12 protein-coding genes are annotated in these 15,917 nt (G+C 72.2%); 9 read left to right on the forward strand and 3 right to left on the reverse strand.

Going from position 1 to position 15,917, the window contains the following annotated elements; translation table 11 throughout:
- The 4 genes from ACGFR9_RS27250 to ACGFR9_RS27265 all read left to right on the forward strand — a co-directional run.
- Positions 1–131: alpha-glucosidase C-terminal domain-containing protein (locus ACGFR9_RS27250; RefSeq protein WP_393213764.1), on the forward strand; the 131-nt coding region annotated here is incomplete at its 5' end.
- A 28-nt stretch (positions 132–159) separates the two neighbouring features.
- On the forward strand, positions 160–1,524 hold the full coding sequence (locus ACGFR9_RS27255) for a maltokinase (protein ID WP_393213152.1): 1,365 nt from the start codon (positions 160–162) through the stop codon (positions 1,522–1,524).
- Positions 1,525–1,528: 4 nt separating this feature from the next.
- On the forward strand, positions 1,529–3,754 hold the full coding sequence (glgB, locus tag ACGFR9_RS27260; RefSeq protein WP_393213155.1) for a 1,4-alpha-glucan branching enzyme: 2,226 nt from the start codon (positions 1,529–1,531) through the stop codon (positions 3,752–3,754).
- Positions 3,755–3,860: 106 nt separating this feature from the next.
- The gene (locus ACGFR9_RS27265) at positions 3,861–4,949 is read left to right on the forward strand and encodes a glutamate--cysteine ligase (protein WP_393213158.1); all 1,089 of its coding nucleotides are present in this window, start codon (positions 3,861–3,863) and stop codon (positions 4,947–4,949) included.
- Between the two features lie 26 nt (positions 4,950–4,975).
- On the opposite strand, the gene ACGFR9_RS27270 is transcribed toward ACGFR9_RS27265, so the two are convergent.
- The gene (locus tag ACGFR9_RS27270; RefSeq protein WP_030222757.1) at positions 4,976–5,212 is read right to left on the reverse strand and encodes a DUF6480 family protein; all 237 of its coding nucleotides are present in this window, start codon (positions 5,210–5,212) and stop codon (positions 4,976–4,978) included.
- Between the two features lie 153 nt (positions 5,213–5,365).
- Between ACGFR9_RS27270 and ACGFR9_RS27275 the strand changes: the two genes are divergently transcribed.
- Together ACGFR9_RS27275 and ACGFR9_RS27280 are read left to right on the forward strand one after the other, a co-directional pair.
- Positions 5,366–7,270 carry an AMP-dependent synthetase/ligase gene (locus ACGFR9_RS27275; protein ID WP_393213161.1) on the forward strand — a complete coding sequence of 635 codons (1,905 nt, stop codon included), beginning with the start codon at positions 5,366–5,368 and terminating at the stop codon, positions 7,268–7,270.
- Positions 7,271–7,423: 153 nt separating this feature from the next.
- A complete protein-coding gene (locus ACGFR9_RS27280; protein WP_393213164.1) occupies positions 7,424–7,858 on the forward strand; it encodes an ATP-binding protein in 435 nt (144 codons plus the stop codon).
- Positions 7,859–7,860: 2 nt separating this feature from the next.
- On the opposite strand, the gene ACGFR9_RS27285 is transcribed toward ACGFR9_RS27280, so the two are convergent.
- Together ACGFR9_RS27285 and ACGFR9_RS27290 are read right to left on the reverse strand one after the other, a co-directional pair.
- Positions 7,861–8,286 (reverse strand): ATP-binding protein, encoded by a 426-nt coding sequence (locus tag ACGFR9_RS27285; protein ID WP_393213166.1) that lies wholly within the window; start codon positions 8,284–8,286, stop codon positions 7,861–7,863.
- Positions 8,283–8,654, reverse strand: a complete 372-nt coding sequence (locus ACGFR9_RS27290; RefSeq protein ID WP_393213169.1) for a PRC-barrel domain containing protein — start codon at positions 8,652–8,654, stop codon at positions 8,283–8,285. Before ACGFR9_RS27290 ends, ACGFR9_RS27285 begins: the two co-directional genes overlap by 4 nt.
- A 317-nt stretch (positions 8,655–8,971) precedes the next feature.
- Here ACGFR9_RS27290 and ACGFR9_RS27295 point away from each other — a divergent pair, with 317 nt between their 5' ends.
- From ACGFR9_RS27295 to ACGFR9_RS27305, 3 genes are all read left to right on the forward strand, one after another.
- Positions 8,972–12,970 carry a HAMP domain-containing protein gene (locus ACGFR9_RS27295; protein WP_393213171.1) on the forward strand — a complete coding sequence of 1,333 codons (3,999 nt, stop codon included), beginning with the start codon at positions 8,972–8,974 and terminating at the stop codon, positions 12,968–12,970.
- Entirely contained in the window at positions 12,967–15,363 is a 2,397-nt protein-coding gene (locus ACGFR9_RS27300) for a SpoIIE family protein phosphatase (protein ID WP_393213174.1), read from the forward strand. The genes ACGFR9_RS27295 and ACGFR9_RS27300 overlap by 4 nt, the downstream gene beginning before the upstream one ends.
- 104 nt (positions 15,364–15,467) lie before the next feature.
- Positions 15,468–15,860, forward strand: a complete 393-nt coding sequence (locus tag ACGFR9_RS27305) for an STAS domain-containing protein (RefSeq protein WP_393213177.1) — start codon at positions 15,468–15,470, stop codon at positions 15,858–15,860.
- The last annotated feature ends 57 nt before the right edge of the window (positions 15,861–15,917 follow it).

Genomic DNA, 15,917 nt, shown 5'->3' on the forward strand with positions numbered 1-15,917 from the left:
CGGTCGAGCTGTTCGGCGGGGTGCGCTTCCCGGCCATCGGCGACCTGCCGTATCTGCTGACCCTCGGAGGGCACGGCTTCTACTGGTTCCGGCTCACCCGAGTCGCGTCCCGCGACGGCCGACGACTGTGAGCGGGTACCGGCGAGAGGAGGCGTCACCATGACGAAGACCGCATTCCTGCGGCCGCGCACCGCGCCCGCCGAGCCCATGGAGCCGCTCACCGGGCTGCTGCGCGAATGGCTGCCGCTGCAACGCTGGTTCGCCGGCAAGGACCGGCCCGTCACCGACCTCGGTGTGCTGTCGACGACGGAGCTGTTCCCCGGCTGTCTGCACGTCCTGGTGCACGCCGGCCACGGCGGTGTGCCCGCTCCCGGCGGCACACTCCCGGCGGGTGACTGCTACCAGCTCCTCCTCGGTGTACGGGAGCACCCCTCGCCGCGGCTCGGCAAGGCACTCATCGGCAGGGTGCCGGAGGGCCGCCTCGCCGGACTGACGGTCTACGACGCCCTGCACGACCCTCGTGCCTCCCAGCTGCTCCTGGAGCGGCTGCGCCACCCCGGCACGGCGGGCCCCCTGCGGTTCGAGTGCGACGGCGACGGGGCCCGGCGGGTGCCCGCCGGACTGGTGCCGCGCCTGATGACCGCCGAACAGTCCAACTCCTCGCTGGTGTACGGCGACGAGTACATTCTCAAGCTGTTCCGGCGCATCCAGCCCGGGGAGAACCCGGATCTCGAGGTGCCGGGCGCGCTGGCCCGCCAGGGCTGCCACCGGGTGCCCGCCCCGGTCGCCTGGTTCCGCACCACCCGTCCGTTCAAGGCGACGCTCGGCGTGCTCCAGCCGTATCTGCGCGACGCCTCCGACGGCTGGACCCTGGCCCTGGACGCGCTCGCCGCCGGTGACGACTTCACCGCGCAGGCCCACGCCCTCGGCCGGGCCACCGCCGACGTGCATCTGGCGCTGTCCTCGGCCTTCCCCACCGGCGCGCCCGGCGCGAACGCGCGCACGGCGGCGGCGATGACCGAGCGGCTGACGGCCGCCGCGCACGCCGTGCCCGCGCTCCAGCCGTTCGTGCCGGGGCTGCGGGCCGCGTTCGCCGCGCTCGCCACCTGCGACGCCGGACCGCCCGCCCAGCGCATCCACGGCGATCTGCACCTGGGGCAGGTGCTGCGGGCGGGGCGCGAGTGGTTCGTCATCGACTTCGAGGGCGAGCCGTCCCGGCCACTCTCCGAACGGCGCAGCGCCCACTCCCCCGTGCGGGACATCGCCGGGATGCTGCGCTCCTTCGACTACGCCGCCCGCCAGCGCCTCCCCTGGCGCCCGGAGTGGGCGCGTCGCTGCCGGGAGGCCTACTGCGCGGGCTACGCGGCCCGCGCCGGCTGGGACCCGCGCAAGAAGCACGGCCTGCTCCGCGCCTATGAGACGGACCGGGCCGTGTACGAGGTGCTGTACGAGGCCCGGCACCGACCCGACTGGCTGCCCGTACCCATGGCGGCGATCGAGCGCCTCGCCGTGAGAGGAGACTGAAGCCGTGGCCCTGCGTGACACCCTTCTTCCCGAATCGGCCGGGCCCGTCCCGTCCGCCGAGGCGCCCCCCGGCGCCGCACCCGCCCTGGACCCGACCGACAGGGGACGCCTGCTGGCGGGCGCCCACCACGATCCGCACGCGCTGCTCGGCGCCCGCCCGGTGCCCGGCGGGATCGCCTTCCGGGCGCTGCGGCCCTTCGCCCGCGAGGTGAGCGTGGTCGTCGACGGCGAGCGCACCCCGCTCGCCTCGGAGGGCGACGGACTGTTCGCCGGCGTACTGCCGCTGGACGCGGTCCCCGCCTACACCCTGGCGGTGGCCTACGGCGACGACACGGCCGTCGAGACGCACGACCCGTACCGGTTCCTGCCCGCGCTCGGCGAGTTCGATCTGCATCTGATCGGCGAGGGCCGCCACGAGGAGCTGTGGACGGCGCTCGGCGCGCACCCGATGGAGCACCAGGGCGTCACCGGCACCCGCTTCACCGTGTGGGCGCCGAACGCTCAAGGAGTGCGGGTCGCGACCGACTTCACCCACTGGGACGGCACCGCCTTCCCGATGCGCTCGATGGGCTCGTCCGGGGTGTGGGAGCTGTTCCTGCCGGGCGTCGGCGAGGGCACCCGGTACAAGTTCGAGATCCACTCCCGCTATGGCGACCGCTTCCTCAAGGCCGACCCGATGGCCCGTCGCACGGAGGCGCCGCCGAACACGGCGTCCGTGGTGACGGCCTCGCACTACGAGTGGAACGACGCCGACTGGTTCGCGCGGCGGGCCGAGGTGTCCGTGCACCAGGCGCCGTTCTCCGTCTACGAGGTGCATCTGCCGTCCTGGCGGCCGGGGTCGACGTACCGTGAACTCGCCGAGACCCTGCCCGCGTATGTGAAGGACCTCGGCTTCACCCATGTCGAGCTGATGCCGGTCGCCGAGCACCCCTTCGGGCCGTCCTGGGGCTACCAGGTCACCGGGTTCTACGCGCCGACGGCGCGGCTGGGCTCCCCGGACGACTTCAAGTACCTGGTCGACGAGCTGCACCGGGCCGGTATCGGCGTCATCATGGACTGGGTGCCGGCGCACTTCCCCAAGGACGACTGGGCGCTGGCCCGCTTCGACGGGGACCCGCTGTACGAGCCCGGGGACTCCCGGCGCGCGGAGCACCCCGACTGGGGCACGTACACCTTCGACTTCGCCCGCACCGAGGTGCGCAACTTCCTGGTCGCGAACGCCGTGTACTGGTGCCAGGAGTTCCACATCGACGGGCTGCGGGTGGACGCCGTCGCCTCCATGCTCTACCTCGACTACTCGCGCGAGGACGGCGGCTGGGAACCCAACGCGTACGGCGGCCGGGAGGACCTGGCGGCGATGGCGTTCCTCCAGGAGATGAACGCGACCGTGTACCGGCGCTGCCCCGGCGTGGTGACCATCGCGGAGGAGTCCACGGCGTGGGGCGGGGTGACCCGGCCCACCGACACGGGCGGCCTCGGCTTCGGGCTGAAGTGGAACATGGGCTGGATGCACGACTCGCTGGAGTACGTCTCCCACGAGCCGGTGCACCGCAGGTACCACCACCACGAGATGACGTTCGCGATGGTGTACGCGTACAGCGAGAACTACGTGCTGCCCGTCTCGCACGACGAGGTGGTGCACGGCAAACAGGCGCTGGTGTCGAAGATGCCGGGCGACTGGTGGCAGCGGCGCGCCAACGTCCGCGCCTACCTCGGCTTCATGTGGGCCCACCCGGGCAAGCAACTGCTGTTCATGGGGCAGGAGTTCGCGCAGGGCGCCGAGTGGTCCGAGGAGCGGGGGCCCGAGTGGTGGCTGCTCGACGAGGGGTACCACTCGGCGGGCGACCACCGCGGGGTGCGGGACCTGGTGCGCGATCTCAACGACCGCTACCGGGCGACCCCGGCGCTGTGGCAGCGCGACACCGACCCGTCCGGCTTCCGCTGGGTGGCGGTCGACGCGGCCGACGACAACGTCTTCGCGTTCCTGCGGTACGACGACGGGGGCCGGCCGCTGCTCGCGGTGTCGAACTTCTCCCCCGTGGTCCGGCACGACTACGCCCTCGGTGTCGGGGACGACGTGATCGCCTGGCAGGAGGTCCTCAACACCGACGCGGCGCACTACGGCGGCGCGGACGTGACCAACCCGGATCCGGTCATGCCCGAGGACGGCCGGGTCCGGCTCACGCTGCCTCCGCTCGCCACGGTCTGGCTGACACCCCTCGCCCTCTGAGGCCCGGCCGGCCGCGGACAGGTGTCCGAAGCCGGCACGGGGGCATCCGGACGTCGTACGGCCGGGAGGTTTCCCCGGCGTCGTCACGGCAGGGAGGTCGGCAGCGGTGCGCACCGTCGGAGTGGAGGAGGAACTCCTTCTGGTCGATCCGGAGAGCGGCGAGCCGCGGGCGATGTCCGCCGCGGTACTCGCCCGTGCCGCCCGGGACGACACGGAGCAGGACGTCTTCGAGAACGAACTGCACGAGCAGATGCTGGAGTTCGCCACGCATCCGCAGTCCTCGATGGAGAGCCTGCACGCGGAGATCGTCCGCTGCCGCGCGGAGGCCGCCCAGCACGCCGGGGAGATCGGCTGCGCCGTCGCCGCCCTCGCCACCTCGCCGCTGCCGGTCAGCCCGTCCATCGGCGTCAACCGGCGGTACCGGTGGATGGAGGAGCAGTACGGCATCGCCACCCGGGAGCAGCTCGTCATGGGCTGCCACGTCCATGTGTCCGTCGACTCCGACGAGGAGGGGGTCGGGGTCGTGGACCGGCTGCGGCCCTGGCTGACGGTGCTGGCGGCACTGAGCGCGAACTCGCCGTTCTGGCAGGGCGGTGACACGGGCTACAGCAGCTATCGCAGCCGGGTGTGGCAGCGCTGGCCGTCGGCCGGTCCGACCGAGACGTTCGGCTCGGCCGAGCGCTATCACCGGCGGGTCGCCGACATGGTGGCCACCGGCGTCATCCTCGACGAGGGGATGATCTACTTCGACGCCCGGCTGTCCCAGCGGTATCCGACGGTGGAGATCCGTGTCTCGGACGTCTGTCTGCACGCGGAGACGGCGGGGCTGATCGCCACCCTGGCCCGCGGTCTCGTGGAGACCGCGGCGCGCGAGTGGCGGGCCGGCCGGGATCCGGCGGGCCCCGGTGTCAGCCTGCTGCGGCTGGCGGCCTGGCAGGCGGCCCGGTCGGGGCTGACGGGCGAGCTGCTCCACCCGGAGTCCATGCGGCGGATGCCGGCCGAGGCGGTCGTACGGGCCCTTCTCGGCCATGTCGAAGAGGCGCTGGACGACCTCGGCGACCTGGAGCGCGCCCGCGAGGGCTGCGCACGGCTGCTGCGCGACGGCAACGGGGCCCAGGTGCAGCGCGCCCTGCTGGAGGACACGGGGAATCTGCGCAACGTCGTCACGGAGTGCGTACGGCACACCCAGGCGTAGGGGCCACCTCCTCACGGGCCGGGGCGTCAGAAGATCAGGACGAGGGCGTAGACCAGGAAGAACGCCGCGACCAGCACCACGAGGGCGAGGATCACGGTCAGGGGTCCCTTGGCCCAGCCCTTGCCCGGGTTGTACGTGATGTCCCGGGGGCCCGCCTCGGGCATGCTGCTCTCCGCGGGCGGGGTCTCGCCCGGGGGGACGCCGCCGCCCGGTTCGAGGCCGGTGGTGCGTTCCGGATCGGGATCTGGATTGACGTAGCTCATGTGCTCCGGGTCCCCCGAAACCGCCGAGATCATCAGTGCGGACCCACTTGTCGCGATCGCGGCGCGAGGGCGCTCGGGCTCGGCTAGATTCAGGCACCGCCGATGACCGTACTCATCGGCCGAGTCACAGCCCGTACACGTCAGGAGCAGTGCATGCGCGACCTCGCTCTCGCTCCCCCGTCCGCCTCCCGTCTCGCCGGCGGCCTCGCCGACAGCCTCTTCACCACGGCGGCCGAGAACCCCACGTTGCCGATGCTCGCCCGCCGCCCCGACCCGGCCTCGGCCGGCTGGGAGCGGATCACCGCCGTGGAGTTCCGTGACGAGGTCGTCGCCCTGGCCAAGGGTCTCGTCGCGTCCGGGGTCTCGCCGGGCCAGCGCGTGGCGATCATGGCCCGTACCCGCTACGAGTGGACCCTCCTGGGGCACGCCCTGTGGACGGTGGGCGCCGAGGTCGTTCCCATCTATCCGACCTCCTCGCGCGAACAGGTGGAGTGGATCCTCAGGGACGCCGGCTGTGTGGCCGTCCTGGTGGAGGACGAGCAGGGTGTGATGACCGTGGGGTCCGTGTGCGCCGGGCTGCCGCGGCTGCGGCATGTGTGGCAGCTGGACGGGGGCGCGCTGGAGCAGCTGGCGGCGCGCGGCGAGTTCATACCCCGGGCCACGGTCGACTCCATGCGCCGTATCGTGCTGCCGGACTCCACGGCCGTCGTCGCCTACACCTCCGGCACCTCCGGCCACGCCATGGGGTGCGCGCTGAGCCATCGCGGCCTGGCCTCCATGAGCGACACCCTGCTGGAGGGCTGGGGCCACGTCACGGCACCGGCCGGTGAACAGGCCGCCGTCCTCGCCTTCCTGCCGTTCTCCCATGTGTACGGCCTGATGATCCAGGTGCTGTGCGTGCGCGGCGGGCTGCTGATGGGGCACGAGCCCGACATCACCGGGGAGTCCCTGGCCTCGGCGCTGCGCACCTTCCGGCCCACCTATCTGTACGCCGTACCGTCACTGCTGGAGAAGATCTACAAGAACTTCCTGCGCGCGTCGCAGCTGGCCGGCCGCGGCCCCCTGTTCGAACGGGCGGCCGGCACGGCACGGGACTTCGCCGCCGCCGTGGAGCGGCAGCGGCTGGGCCGCGGCTCGGGGCCGGGCCTCGATCTGCGACTGCAGCACGCCCTGTACGAGCGCACGGTCTACCGCCGGCTGCGGGCGACGCTGGGCGGCCGGGTGCTGCGGGCCACCTCCGGCGGTTCGACGCTCAACCGCGATCTGTCCCTGTTCTACGAGGGCATCGGCGTGTACGTCCACGACGGCTACGGGCTCACGGAGACCAGCGGCGGTGTGACGATGCAGCCGTTCGGGCGGGAGAAGTCCGGCACCGTGGGGCAGGCGCTGCCGGGCACCGAGATCCAGGTGGCCGGCGACGGGGAGATCCTGGTGCGTGGGCCGTCGGTGTTCCAGGGGTACGTGGGCGACGAGGCCGCCACCCGGGCCGTGCTGCGCGGCAGCTGGCTCGCGACGGGCGATCTGGGACGGCTGGACGCCGAGGGCTATCTCACGATCACCGGCCGCAAGAAGGACATCATCATCACGAGCAGCGGCAAGAGCGTGGCGCCGGGGGCGCTGGAACAGCGGCTGCGGATGCATCCGCTGGTCCATCAGGCGGTCGTGGTGGGCGACAACCGGCCGTGTGTGGGCGCCCTGATCACGCTGGACCCGGAGTTCCTCAACGACTGGCGGGCGGCGCTGTCCCTGCCGGGCGACGCGCCAGCCCGGGAGGCGCGGGAGGAGAACGCGCTGCGGGAGGAGATCGCGCGGGCGGTCGCCGCCGCCAACAGCAGTGTGTCGCGCTCGGAGTCGATCCGGGTGTTCCGGGTGCTTCCCGAGCCGTTCGACGTGGCCAACGGCCTGCTGACGCCGTCGATGAAGCTGCGCCGGGACGAGATCGTACGGCGCTACGCCCTGGAGATCGACGCGATGTACCAGTCCCGGACCCGTCCGGGCCTCGCCCCCGCCGAGGACGAGCCGTCCCTCTGGGAGGACACGGACGACGTGTTCCGCTGACCTTCCGCGGGACGCTGCCGGTCGGTGACGTGTTTGTCACCCACCGGGCACGGGCATGCGGGCGCGTAGGCTCCGCCCGCACGGGAACCCACAGTCCGAGGGGACGCGAACGACGGAGCGACCGCCCCGCGACGACGGGGCCCGGAAGGCGAGATGGCACGCGAGCCGCGTAGGGACAGGACACTGGCTGCCGAGGACATGACGAGCCGCATCGCCAGCTTCCCGGGGGAGCTGCACGATGTGACGGACGCACGACTGGTCGCGGAGGAGTTCCTCTTCGACGTGGCCCGTGTGTCGGCGCCGTCGGCTCCGGAGCACTGGGACGACATACTCCTGGTGGTCACCGAACTGGCCGCCAACGCGGTCCAGTACGCGCCGGGGCCGTTCCAGCTGCGGCTGCGCCGCACGTTCGACGGGGTGCATGTGGTGATGCACGACACCAGCACCACCGAGCCGGCCCCGCGGCCCTTCCACCCGAACCGGGGCGGGGGCGGGATCGGCTGGCATCTGATCCACACGCTGTGCGATCAGGTCAGCGTGGTCGGCGACGACCACGGCAAGGACATCCACGTCTTCCTGCCCTGGTGACGTCAGGCGTCGCGCAGGGGGACCAGCACACTGACGGTCTTGCCGCCGCCGGGGCGCCCGCGGACCTCGATGTCCCGCGCCAGCCGGACCACCAGCGGCCAGCCGTAGCCGCCGACGCGGTGCGCGGCCCCCGGGGCGCCGGTGCCGGTGGCCGCCTCGGGGACGGCGTCGCTGTGATCGTGGACGGCGATCCGTACGCCCTCCCCCGTCGTCCAGGTGTCGAAGCCGGCCAGTCCGGCGCCGTGCCGGATCGCGTTGGTGACCAGCTCCGACACCACGAGCGAGAGGTCGATCATGTCCTGCCGGTGCGGGGTGCGGCCGTCCAGGTCCCACCGCTCCCGCACCGTCGCCTCGGCATGTGCCCGTGCGGCGGCGGCACTGGCCACCCTCGTACCGCCGCTCGGACGCGTCTGCCGTGCGGTGGTCACCCGGTCGGGCTCTCGCGCGACGGCAGCCGGTGGTAGTAGTCACCGACCGCGGTGAGATAGGCGGGGTCCTGGGTCTCGCTGTCGGTGCGGAACCGGGGCGCCGCCTTCACCTCGGCCCGGGTGCAGGCCACCGTCAGCCTGCGCTCCCCCGGCTCGACGGACGCGACGACGCCGACCGGCACCACGAGGCTGCGGCCGAACACCCATACCCCGGTGTCGACGACGAGGTGCCGAAGTCCGTGGTGGTCGGCCCGGCGGTCCACCTGCCCGATGGTGCCGTCACTCGCGACGACGGTGTAGCCCGTGAGGTCCTGCTCCTGGACATGGTCCAGGTCCGGCGCGTATGACCAGATGCTGTCGATGGGCACTGCTCCTTGCCTCCCCGGTGACGACGGATCCCTGGGCCCGAGCCCAGCTCCTCACCAGCAAATACCCGGCAGGCGCGCGCGCATTCGAACCGCGCGGACGAAAACCGCGCGCCCGTGATCAAACTCCGTGCGCCCCGGCGAAATCCGGCCGAGTACCCGTCAGGAGCCGGTGTATGCCCCCGGGAAGCGATTTCCCACCGGCTGCGCCGCGCTTTGTTCCGGGCCCGCGACCTGGGTTAGCCTTCGGCGTATTTTCTCATCACGCAAATCCGTGAACTGCGGAAACGCACACTGACTCTGCCGGAACGAGGGTGCGCATGACCAGCAAGAGCACCGAGGGGACCGAGGCGGCGCCGGGGGACCAGGAGCTGCGGCGGCTGCTGGAGGGGCTGACGGCCGTACGGGACGGGGACTTCGGCACCCGGCTGCCGGACGACGCGGACGGCCTCATGGGGGACATCGGCAAGGTCTTCAACGGGATGGTGGACCAGCTGTCGGTGTTCACCTCCGAGGTGACCCGGGTGGCCCGCGAGGTCGGCACCGAGGGCGCGCTGGGCGGTCAGGCGCAGGTGCCGGGGGTCTCGGGCACCTGGGCCGATCTGACGGACTCGGTGAACGCCATGGCGGGCAATCTCACCGCGCAGGTCCGCAATGTGGCGCAGGTGACGACGGCGGTCGCCAAGGGCGACCTCTCGCAGAAGATCACCGTGGACGCGCGCGGCGAGATCCTCGAGCTCAAGAACACCATCAACACGATGGTCGACCAGCTCTCCGCCTTCGCCGACGAGGTCACCCGCGTCGCCCGCGAGGTCGGCACCGAGGGACGCCTCGGCGGTCAGGCCGATGTGCAGGGGGTAAAGGGCACGTGGCGGGATCTCACCCACTCGGTCAACTTCATGGCCGGCAATCTCACCGGCCAGGTGCGCAACATCGCCCTGGTGGCGACGGCGGTCGCCAAGGGCGACCTCTCGCAGAAGATCACCGTGGACGCGCGCGGCGAGATCCTCGAGCTCAAGAACACCATCAACACGATGGTGGACCAGCTCTCCGCCTTCGCCGACGAGGTCACCCGCGTCGCCCGCGAGGTCGGCACCGAGGGACGCCTGGGCGGTCAGGCGCAGGTGCGCGGGGTGTCGGGCACCTGGAAGGACCTCACCGACAACGTCAACGTGATGGCGTCCAACCTGACGGGTCAGGTCCGCTCCATCGCCCAGGTCGCCTCCGCGGTGGGCCGGGGCGATCTGTCGCAGCGGATCAGGGTCGAGGCGGCCGGCGAGGTCGCGGCGCTGGCCGAGGTCATCAACACCATGGTCGACACGCTGTCGGCCTTCGCCGACGAGGTCACCCGCGTGGCCCGCGAGGTCGGCACCGAGGGACGGCTCGGCGGTCAGGCGCACGTACCGCATGTCGCGGGTACCTGGAAGGACCTCACCGACAACGTCAACTCCATGGCCAACAACCTCACCGGCCAGGTGCGCAACATCGCGCTGGTGACGACGGCGGTGGCCCGCGGCGATCTGTCGAAGAAGATCGACGTCGACGCGCGCGGCGAGATCCTCGAGCTGAAGACGACCATCAACACGATGGTGGACCAGCTCTCCGCCTTCGCCGACGAGGTCACCCGCGTGGCCCGCGAGGTCGGCACCGAGGGACGCCTCGGCGGTCAGGCGGAGGTCGAGGGTGTCTCCGGCACCTGGAAGCGGCTCACGGAGAACGTCAACGAGCTGGCCGGCAACCTCACCCGGCAGGTGCGGGCGATCGCGAAGGTCACCAGCGCGGTCGCCGAGGGCGATCTGACGCGGTCGATCACCGTGGAGGCCTCCGGCGAGGTCGCCGAGCTCAAGGACAACATCAACGCGATGGTGGAGTCCCTGCGCGAGACGACCCGTGCCAACCAGGAGCAGGACTGGCTGAAGACCAACCTCGCCCGGGTCTCCGGACTGATGCAGGGCCATCGCGAACTGCCCGTGGTCGCCGAGCTGATCATGGACGAGCTGGTGCCGCTGGTGTCGGCCCAGTACGGCGCCTTCTATCTCGCGGAGGACGGCGACGACGGCCCCGAGCTCCGACTCGTCGGCTCCTACGGCTACCCCGACGACGACGCCCGGCCCACCCGGATCCCCTTCGGCCGCACCCTGGTCGGCCAGGCAGCGCGCAGCCGCCGCACCATCACGGTGGACGAACTGCCGCCGGACTACGTCACCATCTCCTCCGGGCTCGGGCAGGTGGTGCCGAGCGCGCTGGTGCTGCTGCCCATCGTGGTCGAGGGCCAGGTCCTCGGCGTGATGGAGCTGGCGTCGGTGACCCCGTTCACCCAGATCCACCAGGACTTCCTGGCCCAGCTGATGGAGACCATCGGCGTCAACGTCAACACCATCGTGGCCAACGCCCGTACCGACGAGCTGCTGGTCGAGTCGCAGCGGCTCACCGCCGAACTGCAGGAGCGCTCGGCGGAGTTGCAGACCCAGCAGGAGGAACTCCAGCACTCCAACGCCGAACTGGGCGACAAGGCGGCGCTGCTGGCCGCGCAGAACCGGGACATCGAGGCGAAGAACCTGCAGATCGAGCAGGCCCGGCAGGAACTGGAGGCGCGCGCCCAGCAGTTGTCGTTGGCCTCCAAGTACAAGTCGGAGTTCCTGGCCAATATGAGCCACGAGCTGCGCACCCCGCTCAACAGCCTGCTGATCCTGGCCCAGTTGCTCGCCCAGAACCCCTCGCGCAATCTCAGCCCGAAGCAGGTCGAGTACGCGCAGATCATCCACTCGGCGGGCTCGGACCTGCTGCAGCTGATCAACGACATCCTCGATCTGTCCAAGGTCGAGGCCGGGAAGATGGACGTCAGCCCCGAGCGGGTGGAGCTGCGCCGGCTCATCGAGTACGTCGAGGCCACCTTCCGGCCCATGACGACGCAGAAGAGCCTGGACTTCACCGTGACGACGGCGCCGGGCGCTCCGGCCGATCTGCTCACCGACGACTCCCGGCTGCGGCAGGTGCTGCGCAACCTGCTGTCCAACGCGGTCAAGTTCACCGAGCGGGGCGGGGTGGAGCTGCGGATCGAGCCCGCGCCCGACGACGAGGTGCCCGCGACCGTGCTGCGGGGCGGGTCCGTGGTGGCGTTCCGGGTGCGGGACACCGGGGTCGGTATCCCGGAGCAGCATCTGGAGGCGATCTTCGGGGCGTTCCAGCAGGCGGACGGTACGACGAGCCGCAAGTACGGGGGCACCGGGCTCGGTCTGTCCATCACCCGGGAGATCGCCCATCTGCTGGGCGGCGCGGTGGCGGTGGACAGCGTCGCGGGCCAGGGCAGTACGTTCACCCTGTTCCTGCCGGTGGCCCGGCCGGACTTCGAGGACCTGCTGCGGCCCGCCGCCGCCCCGGACGGGGACGGGGGCGAGGCGCTGCCGGAGGTGCTGGCCCGGCGGCCGCAGGCGATCGAGCCCGGCCCGTCGTCCGGGCGTCGGCCGCGGCGGCTGCTCGTCGTGGAGGAGCGTCCCCGGGGGCTCCTGACCCTGGTGGCGGAGAGCGTCGTCCAGGACGTCACGCACGGCGACGGCACCTCCAGACCGTCGGTCGACATCCTCACCGCGGTCGGCGCCCAGGAGGCGGCCGGGGCGCTGGCCGCCGATCCGTGCCACTGCGTGGTGCTGGAACTCGGCATGGCCGAGGGAGAGGTCACCCGATTCCTGGAGGCGCTGCGCGGCGACTCCGCCCTGGCGAGCGTGCCGGTGCTGGTGCACAGCGGTCACCGGGCCGACGCGGCGGTGGAGGAGCATCTGCGGTCCCGTGCCGCGGGCACGGCGCTGGAGTTCCTGTCCAGCCTCGACGAACTGCGCGAACGCATCGCCCTGCACCTGTCGGCGGAGGAACCCGGCGACGTGCTGTCGCTGGTGCGGCCCGACGAGCCGCAGCGGCCGGCGCCGCAGACCGTCGTGGACGGCGCGTTCGCCGGCCGTACCGTCCTCGTCGTCGACGACGACGCCCGCAACCTCTTCGCGCTCAGCGGCATCCTGGAGCTGCACGGCTTCCGGGTGCTGCACGCGGAGAACGGCCGCAAGGGCATCGAGCGGCTGGTGAACAACCCGGACGTGGCGCTCGTGCTGATGGACGTGATGATGCCCGAGCTGGACGGCTACGCCGCCACGGCGGAGATCCGCGCCATGGAGCGGTACGCCGAGCTGCCCATCATCGCCGTCACCGCGAAGGCGATGCCCGGGGACCGGGACAAGAGTCTCGCCTCGGGGGCCAGCGACTACGTCACCAAACCGGTCGACACCCAGGACCTGATCGCCTGTGTCCGCCGCTGGCTGCCCGCGTGAGCGCGCAGGAGCGGCCGGACGGGTCCGGGCTCGAGCGCGCGGCCGGGCCCGCCGGGGTGTCGGCGGACTCGCCCGTGGGCCGGCTCGCGGCCACCGTGGACCGGCTCAGCCGGGAGGTGCGGGCCGCGCAGGCCGAGGCCGAGGGCCGGGCGCTGATCGAGCTCGCCAAGGGCATCCTCGTCGAACGCCTGGGGTGCGGTCCCTCGCAGGCCGCCCGGCAGCTCACGGAGCTGACCGAGCAGGCCGGGACGACGCAGCTGGAGTTCGCGGTCGAGGTCATCAACCAGGCCGCCCGGGACCGGGTGTCGGAGGTGACGGACGCCTTCCTGGCCGCGACCCGGGCCGCCGAGGAGGCGGGGCCCGACCCCGCCGCCGTACGGCTGCGCGCGGCCGAGAGCGGGGCGCTGGCGGCGGACGACACCCAGGCCGTGGCCGAGTCCCTGCTCGCGCAGGCGCTGCGTCCGCTGGGCGCGGTGGCCGTGGCGATCTGGGCGGCCGGCGCCGACGGGTCGCTCACCCTGGCGGGCAGTGCCGGGTTCTCCCCGGCGGAGGCGGCGCGCTGGCACTACGTGCCGCCGGACGTGGCGACGGTCGCCCGGTGCGGTCTCGCCGAGCGCGACGGTCTGTGGATCGCGTCGCTGGCCGAGCGGGGCCTGCCCAGCGTCGGCCGGCACCATCACCCGGACGGCGGCAGGGCGGCCGTACCCGCCGGCACGGGCGGCCGGGTGTACGGCGTGCTGGAGATCGTCTGGCCGGACCGGCTGCCCGAGCAGCCTGTGCAGATCGTGCGGCAGGTGGAGGCGCTGGCGGAGCTGTGCGCGCACACCCTGGAGACGTACGCGCCGCCGGGCGGGCCGGACCGGGGGTCCCGGGCGCCGCAGGACGCCGCCGAGCTGATGGATCTGGCCGACGGGCTGTACGACCCGGCCCTGGTCCTGGTGCCGCAGCCGGACGCCCAGGGGAATCTGCTGGACTTCCGTATCCAGCACGTCAACAGCCGTTTCCAGGACCCGGCGGGCCGGCCGCGGGCCATGGTCAGCGGGGCGCTGCTGCTCGAGGCGTATCCGATGGCCGCCGGGGACGGCGACCTCTTCCAACGGATCGAACGGGTGTACGCCACCGGGGAGCCGTTCCGGGCCCGGCGGATGAATCTGACCGCCCTGGTCGACCAGGTGCCGCTGGCGACGGTCGCGGACATCAGCGTCAGCCGGCACGGCTCCGGCATCCTGTTCATCTGGCGGATCGAGGACGAGACGGCCCGCCTGGCGAGCCTGCTCCAGCACGCCCAGCGGCTGGGCCGGATCGGCGGCTTCGAGGAGAACCTCCTCACCGGCGAGATCACCTGGAACGGACAGCTGTTCGACCTGTACGGGCGTCCGCAGTCCGGCCTGCCGGTACCGCTGGAGGAGCTGCCCGCCCACGCCCACCCCGACGACGCCGTCACCATCGGCCGCTTCCTGCGCACCGTGCTGCACCACCGGCGCCCGGCGTCGGCCGCTTTCCGGCTGCAGCGGCCGGACGGGGTGACACGGCACATCCGCGTCGTCGCCGAGCCGGTCCTGGACACCGACGGCCGGCTGCTCACCACCCGCGGCGCCTACCAGGACATCTCCTCGCAGCACTGGACCGAGGTGGCGCTCGCCGCCACCCGCGACCAGCTGGCGCACACCGAGCAGCAGGCCGGCGAACGCGACCGGCTGACGCTGCAGCTGCAGCGCGCCATCATGCCGCCCACCCAGGCGCCGCTGCAGGTGCCCGGTCTCGACGTGGCGGTCCGCTACCGGCCCGCGGAGACCGAGCAACTGGTCGGCGGTGACTGGTACGACGCCGTGGTGCTGCCGTCCCGGCTGGTACTGCTGTGCGTGGGCGACGTCGCCGGGCACGGCATAGAGGCGGCGACCAGTATGGTCGTCCTGCGCAACGCGCTGCGCGGGCTCGCCGTCACCGGCGCGGGCCCCGGGCAGCTGCTGTCGTGGCTGAACATCGTGGCGCACCATCTCACCGGCGGCATCACCGCCACCGCCGTGTGCGGGCTGTACGACCCTCGGTCGCGCACCCTGCGCTGGGCCCGCGCCGGTCATCTCCCGCCGGTGCTGGTGCGCGGCTCCGAGGCCGCTCCGCTGCCGCTGGTGCGCGGGATGCTGCTCGGTGCCGTACCGGAGGCGGCGTACGAGGAGTCGGAGGTACGGCTGGCCGCGGAGGACAATCTGCTGATGTACACGGACGGTCTGATCGAGCGCCGGGACCGCACGGTGGAGGAGTCGCTGACCCATCTCCTCACCACCGCCGCGACCGCGCCCGGCACGCTGGACCAGCGGCTGGACCGGCTGCTCACGTACAGCAGATCGGACACGGACGACGACACCTGCATCGTGGGGATCCGGGTCGGCTGAGCCGCCCGGTGCGGCCGTCCGGGCCGGGCGGAGGCATGACAGGGCGATTCGGGGGTACGCGCGGCTGCGCGACGAAGAGCTTGATCACCTTGTTGGAGGTACTCGTGCCCATTGCCCAGGACCCGTTGTCCGTCGAGGTGACCCTGCCACGTACGGACGTGGCACTGCTCACCGTGGAGGGGTACTTGGACGTCGACACGGCGACCGAGTTCCAGCACCACCTGGCGAACCAGCTGCATCACGGCCGCCGGCACTTCCTTCTCGACCTGTCGGCGGTCCCCTTCATGGACTCGTCCGGTATGAACATCATCCTCCGGGTCTATCAGGAGGCCCGTGAGCTGCCGGGGAGCGTGCACATCATCTCCCCCGCCCCGGCGGTGCGCCGCATTCTGGACCTGACGGGCGTGAGCATCACCGTGCCCGTCTCCACGAGCGTCGACGAGGCGCTGGAGCGCGTGGACGCGATGCCCGAGAAGCCGGTCGAACCGGAGGCCTGAGCACGGTCCGTACGCTCCGGCGCCATGGCGCCGGAGCGTGGTGGGAGTGGCCATCCG

Origin of the sequence: Streptomyces sp. NPDC048584, assembly GCF_043199595.1 — a bacterium.
In the GTDB taxonomy this organism is placed as follows: Bacteria; Actinomycetota; Actinomycetes; order Streptomycetales; family Streptomycetaceae; genus Streptomyces; species Streptomyces edwardsiae.